Annotated in this window: 12 protein-coding genes; 5 read left to right on the plus strand and 7 right to left on the minus strand. The window is 40.6% G+C overall.

Translation table 11 applies throughout. The features are described from left to right. Positions 1-66: 66 nt before the first annotated feature. Complete coding sequence (locus tag AAG747_RS02225) at positions 67-414, minus strand: mercuric transporter MerT family protein (RefSeq protein ID WP_346819488.1); 348 nt, start codon at positions 412-414, stop codon at positions 67-69. A 295-nt stretch (positions 415-709) separates the two neighbouring features. Between AAG747_RS02225 and AAG747_RS02230 the strand changes: the two genes are divergently transcribed. From AAG747_RS02230 to AAG747_RS02240, 3 genes are all read left to right on the plus strand, one after another. Further along, a complete protein-coding gene (locus tag AAG747_RS02230; protein WP_346819489.1) occupies positions 710-1,561 on the plus strand; it encodes a helix-turn-helix domain-containing protein in 852 nt (283 codons plus the stop codon). Positions 1,562-1,658: 97 nt separating this feature from the next. Further along, positions 1,659-2,210: a carboxymuconolactone decarboxylase family protein gene (locus AAG747_RS02235; protein ID WP_346819490.1), complete on the plus strand. Its 552-nt coding sequence runs from the start codon at positions 1,659-1,661 to the stop codon at positions 2,208-2,210. A gap of 113 nt (positions 2,211-2,323) precedes the next feature. After that, positions 2,324-2,665, plus strand: a complete 342-nt coding sequence (locus AAG747_RS02240) for a tRNA-binding protein (RefSeq protein WP_346819491.1) — start codon at positions 2,324-2,326, stop codon at positions 2,663-2,665. Positions 2,666-2,733: 68 nt separating this feature from the next. Here AAG747_RS02240 and ilvA read toward each other — a convergent pair whose 3' ends face one another. After that, positions 2,734-3,999: a threonine ammonia-lyase gene (ilvA, locus tag AAG747_RS02245; protein WP_346819492.1), complete on the minus strand. Its 1,266-nt coding sequence runs from the start codon at positions 3,997-3,999 to the stop codon at positions 2,734-2,736. Positions 4,000-4,316: 317 nt separating this feature from the next. On the opposite strand from ilvA, the gene AAG747_RS02250 reads away from it, so the two are divergent. Continuing rightward, positions 4,317-6,659 (plus strand): glycoside hydrolase family 95 protein, encoded by a 2,343-nt coding sequence (locus AAG747_RS02250; protein WP_346819493.1) that lies wholly within the window; start codon positions 4,317-4,319, stop codon positions 6,657-6,659. Positions 6,660-6,706: 47 nt separating this feature from the next. Here the strand turns inward: AAG747_RS02250 and AAG747_RS02255 are convergent, their stop codons facing one another. From AAG747_RS02255 to AAG747_RS02275, 5 genes are all read right to left on the minus strand, one after another. Further along, on the minus strand, positions 6,707-7,450 hold the full coding sequence (locus AAG747_RS02255; protein ID WP_346819494.1) for a VIT1/CCC1 transporter family protein: 744 nt from the start codon (positions 7,448-7,450) through the stop codon (positions 6,707-6,709). Positions 7,451-7,722: 272 nt separating this feature from the next. After that, a complete protein-coding gene (locus tag AAG747_RS02260) occupies positions 7,723-8,355 on the minus strand; it encodes a hypothetical protein (RefSeq protein ID WP_346819495.1) in 633 nt (210 codons plus the stop codon). A 500-nt stretch (positions 8,356-8,855) separates the two neighbouring features. Continuing rightward, positions 8,856-9,650: an SDR family NAD(P)-dependent oxidoreductase gene (locus AAG747_RS02265; RefSeq protein ID WP_346819496.1), complete on the minus strand. Its 795-nt coding sequence runs from the start codon at positions 9,648-9,650 to the stop codon at positions 8,856-8,858. Between the two features lie 312 nt (positions 9,651-9,962). Then, positions 9,963-10,817 carry a type IX secretion system ring subunit PorN/GldN gene (gene porN, locus AAG747_RS02270; protein WP_346819497.1) on the minus strand — a complete coding sequence of 285 codons (855 nt, stop codon included), beginning with the start codon at positions 10,815-10,817 and terminating at the stop codon, positions 9,963-9,965. Positions 10,818-11,109: 292 nt separating this feature from the next. Beyond that, positions 11,110-12,699: a L,D-transpeptidase family protein gene (locus AAG747_RS02275; RefSeq protein ID WP_346819498.1), complete on the minus strand. Its 1,590-nt coding sequence runs from the start codon at positions 12,697-12,699 to the stop codon at positions 11,110-11,112. A gap of 436 nt (positions 12,700-13,135) precedes the next feature. Between AAG747_RS02275 and AAG747_RS02280 the strand changes: the two genes are divergently transcribed. After that, complete coding sequence (locus AAG747_RS02280) at positions 13,136-14,260, plus strand: hypothetical protein (protein WP_346819499.1); 1,125 nt, start codon at positions 13,136-13,138, stop codon at positions 14,258-14,260. Positions 14,261-14,603 lie beyond the last annotated feature (343 nt).

A 14,603-nucleotide genomic window follows, 5' to 3' on the forward strand; every position in this document is an offset into this window, starting at 1 on the left:
GCAGGAAGTCCCTTTTTTACTTTATCGAAGTAAGTACTTTGAAAAACGAGTTGAATGGGGTCGTGACTAGTGTTGATGAATTGAAAAATGTACCAAGGTCACTACCAACATCACCAAAGAAAAAATAGCGGCCACCCATAAAACTTGTTTGTTTCTTTGGTTCTTTTTCTGATGGTCTTCGTCACAAGTACAATCGTGCTCTTTGGAAGGCTGGCCGTAAACTTTGTAAAAGGCTACTCCCAAAAATGCAAAATTTGCCATAAGTAAATAAGGCTGCATATGGGTTAACCAGTCGAAGGAAGCTGCCATCCCTGAAATTCCTGCCAGCATCGCCAATAAGGGAACCACACAGCATAAGGAGTGGGCAAAAACAGAGGCAAGTAGGGTTGCTATAATGGAAAATTTTGAATTCATACGTACAGTGAATATTCTGTGTTGAATGGCTACAAAAGTATAAATAATTTTCTATTAATGAAACAGTATTGCATAAGCAATTTTATGTATTATGCAAATAAATTAAGAAAAAGTCGTCGAAAAGATTGATTTACTTTATGTTGCATTGTCCGCTCTCTGACATATGCCATTAAAAAATGATTGCCCAGGAACTTGTAGTATGGAGATGGTGCTTTCAGTAGGGAAGACACAGAATTAATGTTGTATTTAATTCATTGAAAAACAAAAGCAGTTATAGTTTAAACTTACACTACGAATGAATTTTCATTTGAATGAGTCTGTTTTAGGAGGACAATTTTTCCTGAAAAATTCTTGGGACGACTCGAATATTCAGCAACTGGACTGTTACACAATTTTTTGGAACAGGGGCGGAGAGGTACGCTACTCAGTAGACGGTCAGCATTTTATATTGCCAGCACATGCGCTGGTCTGTTTGTCACCCGGGCAGTGTGTGGCGTTTGAGACACAAAGTGCTCAACCGGTTGTGGTGCAGTTTAACAAAGAGTTTTATTGTATAGAATTGCATGAGCGGGAAGTCTCGTGTAACGGCTTGTTGTTTAACGGGATTTTGATGAATCCCATACTTACATTGAGTCCGGCCGATTCACTTTCTTTTCACTCCCTTTTGCAAGTAATTGTGGATGAGTTTCAGTACCAGGATAATGTGCAAACAGAAATGCTGCGTTTGCTTTTGAAGCGCTTTATCATCAAATGTACCCGTATTGCCAAACAACAAATGACCCATCAAACAGCAGTTGAATACATGGAGGTGGATATAATCCGTCAATTTTCCGCCTTAGTTGACAAGCATTTTCGAAAGTACCGTCAAGTAGCGGACTATGCCGAGATGATGCATTATTCACCCAAAACCTTATCCAATGTATTTAATAAGCTGGGTGAAAAAGCCCCTTCCGAACGCATTCAGGAGCGTGTGCTCTTGGAAGCCAAACGCATGTTATCCGTTACAGAGAAACCGGTTAAAGAAATCGCATATGATTTGGGATATGAAAGCGCAGCTCACTTCAGCAGGTTTTTTAAAAAACACATGGGGTATTCGCCCTCAGCATTTAAAGTCAATCGCTTGCAAGTAGCAGAAAAGGAAAAATAGACAAGTCTTTGGGAAGTTTGGCTATTTACGAGCGGCCTTTTTCAACGGAACTTTGAAGTATCAATTGAAAATGTTTAACCAAAAAATTAAGAATACCATGTCAACATTTAAAGTTCCGAGCAAAGAAGAAGTACAACCGGAAGCACAAGGCATTTTTGACCAGTTACAATCGAAGTTAGGGTTTGTGCCGAATTTATATGCATTCACCGGGAAGTCAGCCAATACTTTGGGTGCTTATCTCACTTTCCAGAACGAATTGACCAAAGGGGCCTTTAATGCCAAAGAAAGAGAGGCGATATTCTTGGCAGTATCGGAAGCAAACGGGTGCAAATACTGCCAGTCAGTGCATACGGTATTGGGAAAAGCCAATGGGTTTTCGGAAGAAGAAACAATCCAATTACGGGCCCTGAGTCATCCGGATAAAAAATGGAGCGTGTTAACCGCATTGGCAGCAGAACTCGTCACTGCCAAAGGCCGGCCTTCTGACAGTTTGTTGAAAGAGTTTTTCGCTTTAGGGTATGACGAAGCCGCTTTGATAGATTTGACGGCATTGGTCGTTGATAAAACTTTTGCTAATTATATTCATAATTTTTCTCAAGTGCCCATAGACTTTCCTTTAGCGAAGGATTTGACTGAAGTAGAAGTGTAAATTCATAAAGTATATCAGTAGTAAGAGGTCTTTCACTAAGACCTCTTTTTATGCCTTACAGATTTTAGTGTATAATTTTATGGAATCAAGTAATCTGTAAACTATTATTCATTATGAAAGAACCTATTACCTGGACAGATTTTGCCAAAGTAGATATGCGAGCAGGGACCATCGTAGAGGTGCAAGACTTTCCCGAAGCCCGGAATCCGGCCTATAAGCTTTTTATTGATTTTGGTGAAGAAGTGGGAATGAAAAAGACCAGTGCTCAAATTACTTCACTTTATCAAAAAGAGGAATTGGTAGGCAAACAAGTGATTGCGGTGGTGAATTTTCCTCCGAAACAAATCGCTAACTTTATGTCCGAATGTTTGGTGTTAGGAGTATTGGGTAAGGGTAAAGAGGTCATTTTACTACAACCGGGTAAAGACGTAGAAAACGGCTGGAAGGTAGGGTAAACATTTGTCAAAAGCAGGAAAAGAGAAGAAGAATATTTCCCAATCTCTTTTCCTTATTTGCCTTATATTTAAATCAAAAAGTTAAACAAGTCGAAGCGGTCGTTAAGCAATTCGTAGTTGATATTACGTTCGGTCATTCGCTGAATGAGGTCGGCAAAATCATCCGCTTGTTGCACTTCAATACCAATGATGGCAGGTCCCTTTTCACGATTGATTTTTTTCGTATATTCAAAATGTACGATATCATCTTTGGGGCCCAGTACTTCCGTGACAAACTCGCGCAAGGCTCCGGCCCGTTGTGGGAAACGGATGATAAAGTAGTGCTTCAAACCTTCGTAAAGCAAGGAACGCTCTTTGATCTCTTCCATACGGGTAATGTCGTTATTGCTTCCGCTAACGATACAGACCACGTTTTTGCCTTTGATTTGCGGTTTGTAAAAATCCAAGGCAGAAATCGACAAGGCTCCGGCCGGCTCCACTACGATGGCTTCTTCATTATACAGTTTCAAAATGGTAGAACATACCTTTCCCTCAGGTACCAACACGATGTCATCCACCACCTGTTGACTAATATGAAATGTCTTTTCCCCTACCCGTTGTACAGCAGCTCCGTCCACGAATTTATCGATGGATTCCAAGGTGACCACTTCGCCTTTTTCCAAGGAGGTTTTCATGGCAGGCGCTCCTTCCGGCTCCACACCGATAATTTTGGTAGAGGGGCTGATTTGTTTAAAATAACTTCCGACTCCTGACACCAGTCCCCCTCCTCCGATGGGGGCAAATAAGTAATCAATGGTTTGGTTGGTATCTTCCAGAATTTCCATACCCACTGTAGCCTGACCTTCAATTACTTTTTCATCATCAAAGGGATGAATAAATATGCTCTGATGCTTCTGGCAGTAAGCCATTGCTTCTTTAAAAGAGTCATCAAAGGTGTCGCCAATGAGTACGATTTCAATCTGGTCTTTGCCAAACATACGTACTTGTTTCACCTTTTGGCTGGGGGTAGGGCTGGGCATAAAAATCACTCCTTTGATCCCCAGTTTGTTACAAGCATAAGCAACTCCTTGGGCATGATTGCCCGCACTTGCACATACAATGCCTTTTTTCTGTTCTTCTTTGCTAAGAGATGCGATTTTGTTAAAGGCTCCGCGAATTTTATACGAACGGACAATTTGTAAATCTTCCCGTTTCAGGGAAATATTGGCCTGGTAGGTATCACTAAGGTTCAAATTGGGCATTAAGGCGGTGCGGGTTACTACCCCTTTGATCCGCATTTGTGCCTTGATCACATCTTCTATATCCGGCAATAGGGCTGTAGGTTCTTTACTCACTTTGTCATTAGTTATTGAAATACCTTACAAAGGTAAAGCAGTATCCAAAAGGATAAGCAGGGTTTGCGGGATTTTTACAAAGCTAAGCCTCTTTCAAATATGGTGATTTACCTTCAATAAGTACAAATTTCAAGTAGAATGAAAACGTTTGCATTACACTCTTATCAGTCATTTTCCAAAATCATCCTTAACTTTATTACAAGTTAAAATGTGGTTTTTCTTCTGGAGTCCTATGCTTAAATACTGAGAATAAACCATCATTTTAGTGCATAAAACACATTTCACCTTTTTGATTCACTCAAAATATAATACTGAGAATGAAATTCATTTACTTATTTACTTTTTTAGGTATTATTCAAGTTTTTCTTTCCTCCTGTGAAAACAAGAAAGAACAAACTACAAAACAGTCTCCGTTACGGCTATGGTATCAGGAGCCGGCAAATGTTTGGGAGGAGGCTTTGCCCGTAGGAAATGGCCGCTTGGGGGCAATGGTGTTTGGCAATCCGAAACATGAACGCATTCAACTCAACGAAGACTCCATGTGGCCTGGCAAGCCGGGGCAATGGGGGAAAACCAAAGGTTCACCGGAAGATTTAAAAGAAATCAGACAGCTTGTAAAGGATGAGAAGTTCCAAGAAGCGGACAAATTGTTGGTGGAGCGTTTTTCCAGAAAGAGCATGGTCCGTTCCCATCAAACATTAGGCGAGTTGTTTTTGGACTTTGCACACGATAGTGTTATTACAAATTATCAACGGGAATTGGATCTGGACAAGGCTGTAGTGACCACTACCTATCAACTTGAGGGGTACCCCGTCACACAAACTGTATTTGCCTCTCATCCGGATGATGTTTTAGTGATAAAGTTGGAAACCGAGCATCCGGAGGGTTTGGCTTTTAATATCCGACTGGAACGCCCGAAAGACGGGGATTGGGAAACGGCCACTACCGAATGTATGGACAAGCATACCTTATTGATGTCCGGGCAAGCAATGCAATCAGAGGGTATGGTGGATTCTCAGGAAGCACCTTTGCAGGAAGGGGTAAAATTTACCACCTATTTGAAGGTGCTCAATAACGGAGGTGAAATAAGCCCGGAAAATAATCAGTTGAAAGTGAGTAACACTCAATCTGTAACCTTGCTTTTAGTGGCTAATACAGATTTTTACCATGAGGATTATAAAGAAAAAGGGAAGGAACAAATGGTACAGTTGGAAAAAATAGCTTATCAGAGTTTATTGGCCAGCCATATCAAATCCCATCAAGAATTGTTTCAACGAGTGCAATTGGACTTGGGTACAGGGACTTTGGCCGACTTGCCTACCAACCAACGGGTGGATTCGGTAAAAGCCGGAGCCGAAGATCCTGATTTAGCGCGTTTGTTGTTTCAATACGGTCGTTATTTGCTGATCAGCTCCTCTCGGCCCGGAACGAATCCGGCAAATTTGCAGGGTATCTGGAATCAACATATCAAAGCCCCCTGGAATGCAGATTATCATTTGAACATCAATTTGCAGATGAACTATTGGCCAGCCGAAGTAAGTAATTTGAGTGAGTGCCATGAGCCTTTATTTGATTTTATAGACCGTTTAGTAGAGAATGGAAAGCTTGTAGCCAAAGAGCAATACGGTTGCCGTGGGTTTATGGTACACCATGCTACTGACCTGTGGGCAACCGCATATATGCGGGCGGCACAACCGTATTGGGGAGGCTGGCAACATGGAGGAGGTTGGTTGATGCAACATCTTTGGGAGCATTATCAGTTTACTCAGGATAAAGAGTTTTTACAAAACCGGGCGTATCCGGTCTTGAAAGAAGGAGCTTTATTTTACATGGATTGGCTTCAAAAAGCTCCGAACGGGGATGAATTGGTTTCCTATCCTTCTACCTCTCCGGAAAATTCATTCATTGCTCCCAACGGGCAACAAGCGGCAGTCAGTATCGCTGCAGCCATGGACCAACAAATCATTGCCGAGGTGTTTGACAACACTTTAGCTGCGGCTGAAATTTTGGGAATTGAAGATGCATTTATAAAAGAACTGAAGGAAAAACGAGGCAAGTTGCGTTCCGGGACCGTAGTGGGACAGGACGGCCGCTTGATGGAATGGAGCCAGCCGTATGAAGAACCGGAAAAGGGGCACCGGCATATGTCGCACCTGTATGCGTTCCATCCGGGAGATGATATTACCAAAGAAGGAACTCCGGAACTGTTTGAAGCAGTAAAGAAAACGTTGCAATACCGCTTAGACCACGGTGGTGCCGGAACGGGCTGGAGTCGCGCTTGGTTGATTAACTTTTCTGCTCGTTTACAAGACGGAAACATGGCGCATGAGCATATTCAGTTGTTGTTACAAAAATCCATTTTTAAAAACCTGTTCGATGCACACCCTCCTTTTCAAATAGATGGGAATTTTGGCGTAACGGCCGGAATTGCCGAGATGCTATTGCAATCGCACGAGGGTTTTGTGCATTTGCTGCCGGCTTTGCCTGCTCAGTGGCCTGATGGAAGTGTGAAAGGCCTAAAAGCAAGAGGGGGCTTTACAGTGGACATTACTTGGAAGAATGGAAAAGTTACGGATTATGCCATTCAGTCAACTGATGGAAAACCTTGTGTCGTCTTGGTCAACGGGAAAAAGAAATCCATTCAATCCTCAGTCTTGTAGAAAGGATGCTTTGATTCAGCCATCAGTATTTATCCTGATGGCTGAACCTATTTGCTGATCCAACGTTCCAAAATATCTCCCACGAAATATGCCAGAACAGCTGCGGAAACGCCTAACAAGAGGGTTTCAAAAATGCCCTTCCATCGGCTGGTTTGATTAATATAGGATTTTAAAAAACCTATAAATATAAATGCCAAGGAAGTCAACAGGCAAGAAATCAGAAAAGCATGTGCCAATACTTTTTCTGTAAAGTAACTGAAAACATAACTCAACAACGGAATAAAACCTACGGCCAAAAAGGATAAGAAAGTAGTGGTAGCGGTGGCCAATGGAGATTTATGATCCGGAATCATGCCTAATTCATCCTTCATCATCACATTTACCCAGCGGTCTTTATCCGAAGTGATTACTTGTACCACTTCTTCCAAAAGTTCTCCTTCAAAGCCTTTTTCCCGGTAAATTTGCCGGATTTCCTCTTTTTCTTCTTCGGGCATGTGTTCGACTTCCCAGTATTCTACGCGTTTGTGTTTTCGGTAATTTTCCAATTCTGATTTGGTAGAAAGGTAACTGCCTACAGACATGGAAAAACCATCTGCAATCAAATTGGCAAAACCCAGAATAATGGTGACTGTGGCGCCTAATTCTGCACCGGCAGTCCCTGCTACTACGGCAAAAGTGGTGACACTGCCATCAATTCCTCCATAGACAAATTCGCCCAAATGCTTTTGAAATGTCTTCAAAAAACCATTGAGTCGGGCTCCGTGGATTTTATCTTCCTGATGTACTTGCATATCAAAAGAAGTGGTTTGCTTCAGGCTGTACAATTTTCTTGTCTCTCCTTGGAAAGGCTGCTGCTCAGGGTTTCCAAAGGATGCAATTTAGACATGCTCTAAGACATAATTTACACAAGCTTTTTAGAAAGGAGAAATTCTTTTAGTTTTTTTGATGTGCAATAAGAGGCCTTCCTAAGCTTTCGGGAAAGGTTTCAGTTTCTCTTTTGTTTCGGGCAATTCACTCCTGAATCATTGTCCAAAATAAGTAAGGGGAATGTTGGGTGCTATTTTTAAAGTTTATCGTATAGCTCTTTTACTTTTACTCTTTGTTGCTCTTCTTTTTTGTTGATTTCGTTTTGAATAATGATTTCTGCTTTATGAAAAAGCGAGTGGGTAGAATCAAAATAATAAATTTCATATTCTACACTATCCTCTACTAGAATAACATTTCCTTGTGAGTCAATGATTTTCTGACTTTTAAAATCAATGGCTTGGTTCAAGTATTTTTCTTGTAAAATACTTTGGACTTCCTGTTGGTTTGGGACCGGAAGATGAGGGAAAGTGTATTTATAAAGGAATAGTTTCTCTTCGGAAAAGTGGAATTCACACTTTACCCTAAAGCCACCAATTAGCATTTTATAAAAAAATATGGATGTTTTGAGTGGTAAACCTTGCTTGAAATTAATGATGGGTTTACCCAGGATTTTTTTGACTTCCTGTTCCGTATTTCCAAAATGAGGACGGGAGGCTGACGACATGATCTTGTCAGTCCGTATACTATTTTTTTGAGTGCTTTTTTTACATAATTCTATGTATGTTTTAGGGTTTTTATACGATTCTGCAATTCGTTCATAATGGAAATACCTACTAGGGTAGTAATTTCTATTTTGCAGATAAGTATCTTTTATGAGCAATCTGCTCATTGTCTTCTTGAAACGATGTTTAAATTTGCTCATGAGGTCTCGTTAGTCTGTAACGGACAAGGCTATCAGGAGTGTAATTGCCTATTATTTTTTTCAAAGTTAGTTAAAGTGAATAAGCCAATGAATGATTGAGGTCACTCTGTTCTATGACATTTTTTATAAGCACAGAGTGCACTAATGGTTCATTTTCTTAGAAATTACTCTACATAAATTGTGGAATCCGGGTGCAATTTACAAACTCCTTGAGCTCATTTGAAAATGAACAAATGATAATTTTTAGGTAAAAAGTACATGCCCCTTTTAAGAAAGCATAAAGTTTCTTTTGTAAAGGAATAAGCATAAGAAGGTGTCTGAAATTCGTTGCGGGGAGCCCCCCCTTTGATGGCAAAAAGTCTCGATTTAGGGTTCTCAGAATAGCATTATTTGACGGGAATATACTAAGAAGAAAAGTGGCTGAAAGAGTCAGGTTGATTGGTAGACTCTTTCAGCAGTGGAGTGATTTACAGGATTGTCTTGATCACGCCCCCGTCAGCACGTATGGCTGCTCCATTGGTAGCAGAAGCCAATGGACTGGCCAAATATGTGACCATATGAGCGACCTCATCCGTAGAGGTAAACCGTTGGATAAGAGAGGTAGGTCTTGCCTCTTTGAAAAATTCCTGTTCAATGGTTTCCACACTTTTGTTTTGTTGAGTAGCCAAATCTTTGACAAAGCCCTCCACGCCTTCGGATTTGGTAGGGCCAGGCAATACGGAGTTTACGGTTACTTGTGTGCCTTTGGATAATTCTGCTAACCCACGGGCTACGGCCAGTTGGGCTGTTTTGGTAGTGCCGTAGTGAATCATTTCTTCAGGAATTTGTACAGCCGATTCGCTGGAAATAAACAGGATCCGTCCCCAGTTTTTTTGCAGCATGACAGGGAAGTAATGTCTGGATAAACGTACACCACTCAGTACATTGACTTCAAAAAAATAAGACCAATCCTCATCGGAAATGCTTTCAAACTCTTTAGGCTCGAAAATCCCAACGTTATTGATCAGGATATCTACTTCGGGTTCTGATTGCAGTAATTTTGCAATAGAATCTTTTTGAGAAAAATCCACGGCATATCCCTTCAATTGAGCTTCGGGTATTTTCTTTTTTATCCTTTCCATCGCCTCGTTTACCCGTGAAAGGCTACGACCAGTGATAATGACTTCGGCACCCTCTGCGGCCAGTTGTTTGGCGGTTGCATAGCCAATGCCTGCCGTAGAGCCGGTAACCAGTGCTGTTTTTGCTTTAAGTTGTAAATCCATGTGGTTGATAGGTTTGTATGTTGGAATGTTGTATTGTCGAATAGGGTAATGACAGAAAGGCCTCCCTGGCAATCAAGGTTTACCAAAACTATGAAAAAGAGCATTTTCAGCCATTAACTTGATCTGTTTCCCTACTTTCGCTAAGCGGGTGCAACGAAGTATAAAATTAGTGAAAAACAATTAGAAGGAGGGAGGAATGCCAAGAAGGTTGGCGGTCAATTTTTGAAGGGATGATTGGATAATACAAAACAAATAAAAAAGGGGGCTGATTTCCAGCCCCCCTTTTACCTACATCTATTAACAAGATAATCATTAATAAGACCAAAGTGTCGCTTCGTATTCCATTAATTTGTACAAAGCTTCTTGAGACTTAATCAACCCTCTTTTCCCCTCTCCATAAATATCTACAATTCGATTGTCGCGAGGGTTTTCATATTTTACCAGTAAACCATCGTACAACCTCAAGTCAAAAGCATGCTCTAGACTCATGTGAGCCGCAGCGTTTTGAGAATTGAACCATACCGCATTGGGATCGTTTCTAAATACATTTTCAACGAGCTCTTTATAGCTAAAAGAGGCTAAAACTTTATCGATGCCTGTTGGGTTTACTTCCGAAGGAATTAGTATCGTGATCGCCAAGGGATCGTGAATCATTCTGGAGCGTCTTTTATCAAAGATCAAATCTTCTTTTAGCTCGATTACATATAGTTGCCTGGCTAAGTACTCTTCCGGGCCCAATTCTACGGTTTCATTGGTATTGGTTCCCCAGTTGGCATTTTCTTCCTGAGTACTTTCCCAGTTATCTTCAAACATGATTTCTTCCCGTTCTGTTTGAGGAATTCGTAAGCCTTGGATAAATTCCTCTTGGCTCATACGCGTACTCAACGAGTCGTTTTTAAAAGGTTGCAACTTACCCGACTTCACTGCATCAATGATGACTTTTGTAATCTCCCTGTTCTGGGCATAGAACCCGGAATTGATTTTGCTTCGCAAGTCAATTCGAAACCACAAAGATTTTTTCCACATGATATCATGGGATCTTACCGGTCTCACGGATTGTGCATTGTATTGGTTGTCGGTTGGTTTGGGATTGCTTAATTGTGCATAAGAGGTTACAGTCCCTAGCATTATCACCACAAAGCTGGTAAATCGTATGATGGACTTCATATTCATTGAATGCGTTTGGTCTTTAGTTATAAACACTGACTTCATAATATAAAAAGTAAATATTATGCCATTCTTATAAGAAATGAGAAATAAATTACTTTTAACATCGTTTGAGCTTCTTATTCTAAAAAATTTACCACTTAATATACCTTTTGTGCCATTTGCACCCAGTGACAGTAGGGTGTTGTATATATAACTGAGTTTAAACTAAAAAAGTAGGTCCACCGGAAAAAGAAAACCCCAATCTTTGTTAAGAAGATTGAGGTTTGTGTATTAAAAACGAGAGCATGGATTACACTTTATTTAATGCCTCATGGTACATGTGGTCTTTCCCATATATATCTTCGTACAACATCAGATTGCCCTGTTCATCTACCCAAGCCGTCATATACACTAAATATACCGGAATTTGTTGGTTCAGCCGGATACTTTTTGTTTCATGGCTTTTGATAAGTTTGTTAATTTCCTCTTTTGCCAAGACATCCTGATTTTCCAAAATATCAGTGGCTAAGGCGATGGGGTTTTCTACCCGGATACAGCCGTGGCTAAAAGCCCGGTGTGCATAGTAAAATTTGCTTTTTGAAGGGGTATCGTGCAAGTAGATATTCCAGGGATTTGGCATATTGAACTTTACCATACCCAGGGCATTGCCCGGTCCCGGCTTTTGCCTGATTCTGACTTTGGTATAATCAATGCCGTTATTCCAATCGATATCACTGGTTAAGTCCAATTCATCATTTGTGCCCCAGCCTCCTACTAATTCATAGTTCTTCTTGCTGAGGTATTCCGCATCTTTACGGGCTTGCGGACTGATTTCATTTTTGGCGATGGAGTAGGGTACATTCCAGTACGGGTTAAACACCAGGTTGGAAATGTTACGTGTCAGCATGGGAGTACGGTGCTTTTTTGCTCCGACTACCACCTTGTGTTGTCTCACTACTTGGTCATTCCTGTAGTAGCGTAAATTGTATTCGGGAATATTGACCCAGATATACTGGGAGTTGACTTGTTGTTGGTTTGGAAGCCATTTGAACCGGTCCAAATTTATTTCTATTTGGCGTAAGCGATCTTCCACCGGAATATTAAGGTTATATAAGGTGTTTTTACCGACCACCCCGTCAGTCTTTAAACCGTGTCGGTTTTGGAATTTTTTTACGGCAATTTCTACAATGGAATCATAGATATCCCCGGGTAAATGTTGGTCGTGGAGATCATTGGTGACCGAAAGCCGTTGTTTCAAAGACTGAACAATCGAACTGGTATCTCCTACTTCTATATTCAAAATACTGTCGGGCACAGAAGGCCAGCCCCCATGTAATGCAATTTCTTCATAGTTGCGCTTATAGGTTAAAAGCTGTCGATAGACCTGATGTTGAGGTAACAGGCTGTCCAGTGTTTCCTGGAAATGGGCCGTTGCCTTTAAGTGGTTGATAAAGAGTTGGTCGATTTCCGCATACCTGGCCGAAATGTACCACTCGGAATTCTCCATTGATTCAGGCGTGACGTATCCTTTCAGGTTGTATTGAGCCTGTTGGATAAAGGCCTTGGACAAAGCCAGTTCTACTTCTCCGTAAACGGAAGCCGGAACATTGTTTTCTCCCGAGGTTTGTAATTGCCCTAACTTCCCATAAAAACTCTCCGTCAGGATTTTTTGAGGGTATGGGCATTGCTGAAGATATTGTAAAAGCTCTTTCGCCCGGCCATTGAGTTCGCCTTGCCGGGTTAACCAAATGGATTGAAAGCCTTGGGTTTGGTATACGGCATATAAAATCTCTTCAACACTAAAGGGCTTATTTTGAGTATTGATTTCAGGAGTTGCTACTGAAAGTTTGATATAAGTAGATACTTTATGAGGAATTTCATTAGGAAATGTTTGTGACAACCCCTCACTTATATGAAGTGAACTTACAGCATAAACAAAGAGGAACAATTTGCTAACTGGTTTCATTGTTAACTATCAATTCAAGAAATTTATAAATGGTAGTTTATTTATAATTTGGTAATACGTAATGTACTAATTAGAGTTGGTTCAACTCTAAGGAAGGTTGGTTGTCTGGATAGTTTATTAGATGGGTATTTTATTCTGAAGTAAATCCTAAAGCAAAGATATTAAAAAGAATCAGAGAGTTTTGTTAATAAAAGTTTTTAACGAAAATAGATTGTTAATGAATCTTAACAGTGATTTGCTTTATAAAAAGAATGCCTCCCTGCGGATTTAAAAAAGATTCTTTGGTTACGAAGGGGCTTGAAAATAATTGACTAATAGCAAGGATTTTCCTAACTTGATCGGATCGCTAACCCTCAATGTTGAATAAGCCATGAAGTTCTTGTTCCTTTATTGTAGCCTTTTGTTTGTCTGCTTCCGGTATACTGCAAATGCCCAGCAAACTCCTTCCTTACAATACCAACTGGACAGCGTAAATGAACAAGTGAGGCAGTTGCAAAAACAACTGGCTGAAGAACATTATACCCGCATTCCCAATAATGATTTTGACGAACGGCTAGAGTATAAAATTTCCAATCAAATGCAATCCGAGTTTCTGTTTTGGGGTACCGGAATGATTGCCTTTTTTGGGCTGATAGGGGGAATATTGGCCTTTGCCGGCGACAAATTAATGAATGACCGGGTGGAAAAGGTGGTTCGGAAAGAATTGAGTCATTTAAAAGATCAGTTGGTTTCGGATATTCACCAAAAGATAAAAGATGTGGAAGGCTCTTTGGAAAAGGAGTTGAGCCATGTGGAAGCCAGTTTGACCGAAGTAATGAATTTTACGCTGGAATCGAAGAAATTTATCTACCAGCAAGAATTGGAGAAGCTGCGTAATGAAGTCAACAAAGCCCCGAACTCCACAGATGTGATGCATCGACTACAGGAGTTGTTGCGCAAAGCCGAAGAAATTCGGTACGAAACGTTGATTCCTTTAATTGTAGAAGAGTTGACTTATGTATACTATGCCAGCCGGAAGTACAAAGACTTGGAAAAGTTGATCTCTACCTATGCCAAAGATTATCGTTTGAAAGAAACGACTTTGGTGAATGCCGCCTTGAGTTGTATCAATGATTATGAATCCTACGGATCCAAGTCCAAGCGGGAAAAGGGGCTGGAGTATTTGGAATTAGCCTTGGATCAAGTGTCGGGTTATGGTGAAGCTCAAGGATTGAAACTACAGGTCTATATGATAGACTATTCCCGGGCAAAGGTGGAACAAGAGAAAAACATGGCCCTGAAAGGTGCCCAAGGGGTGCTGGATGAAATTGTATTCGCCTATTCGGATGTTTCGGCTGGTGAAACGTTGCGAAGGTTGAGCCGGGATCATAAAAACAAAGCTTTTGCCAAATATGTGGACTTATTGCACAATCTCTTTCCTGAAGAAATGAAAAAAATGGAGGAAAGAGCAACAAATTACAATCATTTGCTTCAAGAGGCCAAGTCGGGAAATTAAGGGAGTTTTTACCGGCTCAATGAAAATTTGCCCCGCTTGAGTCAGTTTCTTGCAGGTGCTCAGTATATTAGACTTAAAGTTTGTCTTGAAAATGGAAAAAGTGAAGGAATAATTGTATGAAACACATTAAAACGTTCCTCGCTTTTAGGTTATTTGATAAAAAGGTATAAACTTTGTGTCAGAGTTAATATTTTGAACTCTCAATGAACTTCGTTTGAGAGATGGCAAATATGCGATTTTTGTGGAGCTAATCTAGCTTTTTATCTTTGCTCGGGTTAAATTGACGATTAGTTTTACAAATTTTTTTCCCCTTCCTGCAAAGTACAACTACTAACTTAAATTA

The organism is Rapidithrix thailandica (genome assembly GCF_039710355.1).
Classification (GTDB): domain Bacteria; phylum Bacteroidota; class Bacteroidia; order Cytophagales; family Flammeovirgaceae; genus Rapidithrix; species Rapidithrix thailandica.

What these genes read in the sequence shown, in the direction of transcription:
- AAG747_RS02250 (WP_346819493.1), top strand. Translation starts at nt 4,317, where the DNA reads ATGAAATTCATTTACTTATTTACTTTTTTAGGTATTATTCAAGTTTTT.
- AAG747_RS02265 (WP_346819496.1), bottom strand. Translation starts at nt 9,650, where the DNA reads ATGGATTTACAACTTAAAGCAAAAACAGCACTGGTTACCGGCTCTACG.
- AAG747_RS02260 (WP_346819495.1), bottom strand. Translation starts at nt 8,355, where the DNA reads ATGAGCAGATTGCTCATAAAAGATACTTATCTGCAAAATAGAAATTAC.
- AAG747_RS02230 (WP_346819489.1), top strand. Translation starts at nt 710, where the DNA reads ATGAATTTTCATTTGAATGAGTCTGTTTTAGGAGGACAATTTTTCCTG.
- AAG747_RS02240 (WP_346819491.1), top strand. Translation starts at nt 2,324, where the DNA reads ATGAAAGAACCTATTACCTGGACAGATTTTGCCAAAGTAGATATGCGA.
- AAG747_RS02235 (WP_346819490.1), top strand. Translation starts at nt 1,659, where the DNA reads ATGTCAACATTTAAAGTTCCGAGCAAAGAAGAAGTACAACCGGAAGCA.
- AAG747_RS02280 (WP_346819499.1), top strand. Translation starts at nt 13,136, where the DNA reads ATGAAGTTCTTGTTCCTTTATTGTAGCCTTTTGTTTGTCTGCTTCCGG.
- porN (WP_346819497.1), bottom strand. Translation starts at nt 10,817, where the DNA reads ATGAAGTCCATCATACGATTTACCAGCTTTGTGGTGATAATGCTAGGG.
- AAG747_RS02225 (WP_346819488.1), bottom strand. Translation starts at nt 414, where the DNA reads ATGAATTCAAAATTTTCCATTATAGCAACCCTACTTGCCTCTGTTTTT.
- AAG747_RS02255 (WP_346819494.1), bottom strand. Translation starts at nt 7,450, where the DNA reads ATGCAAGTACATCAGGAAGATAAAATCCACGGAGCCCGACTCAATGGT.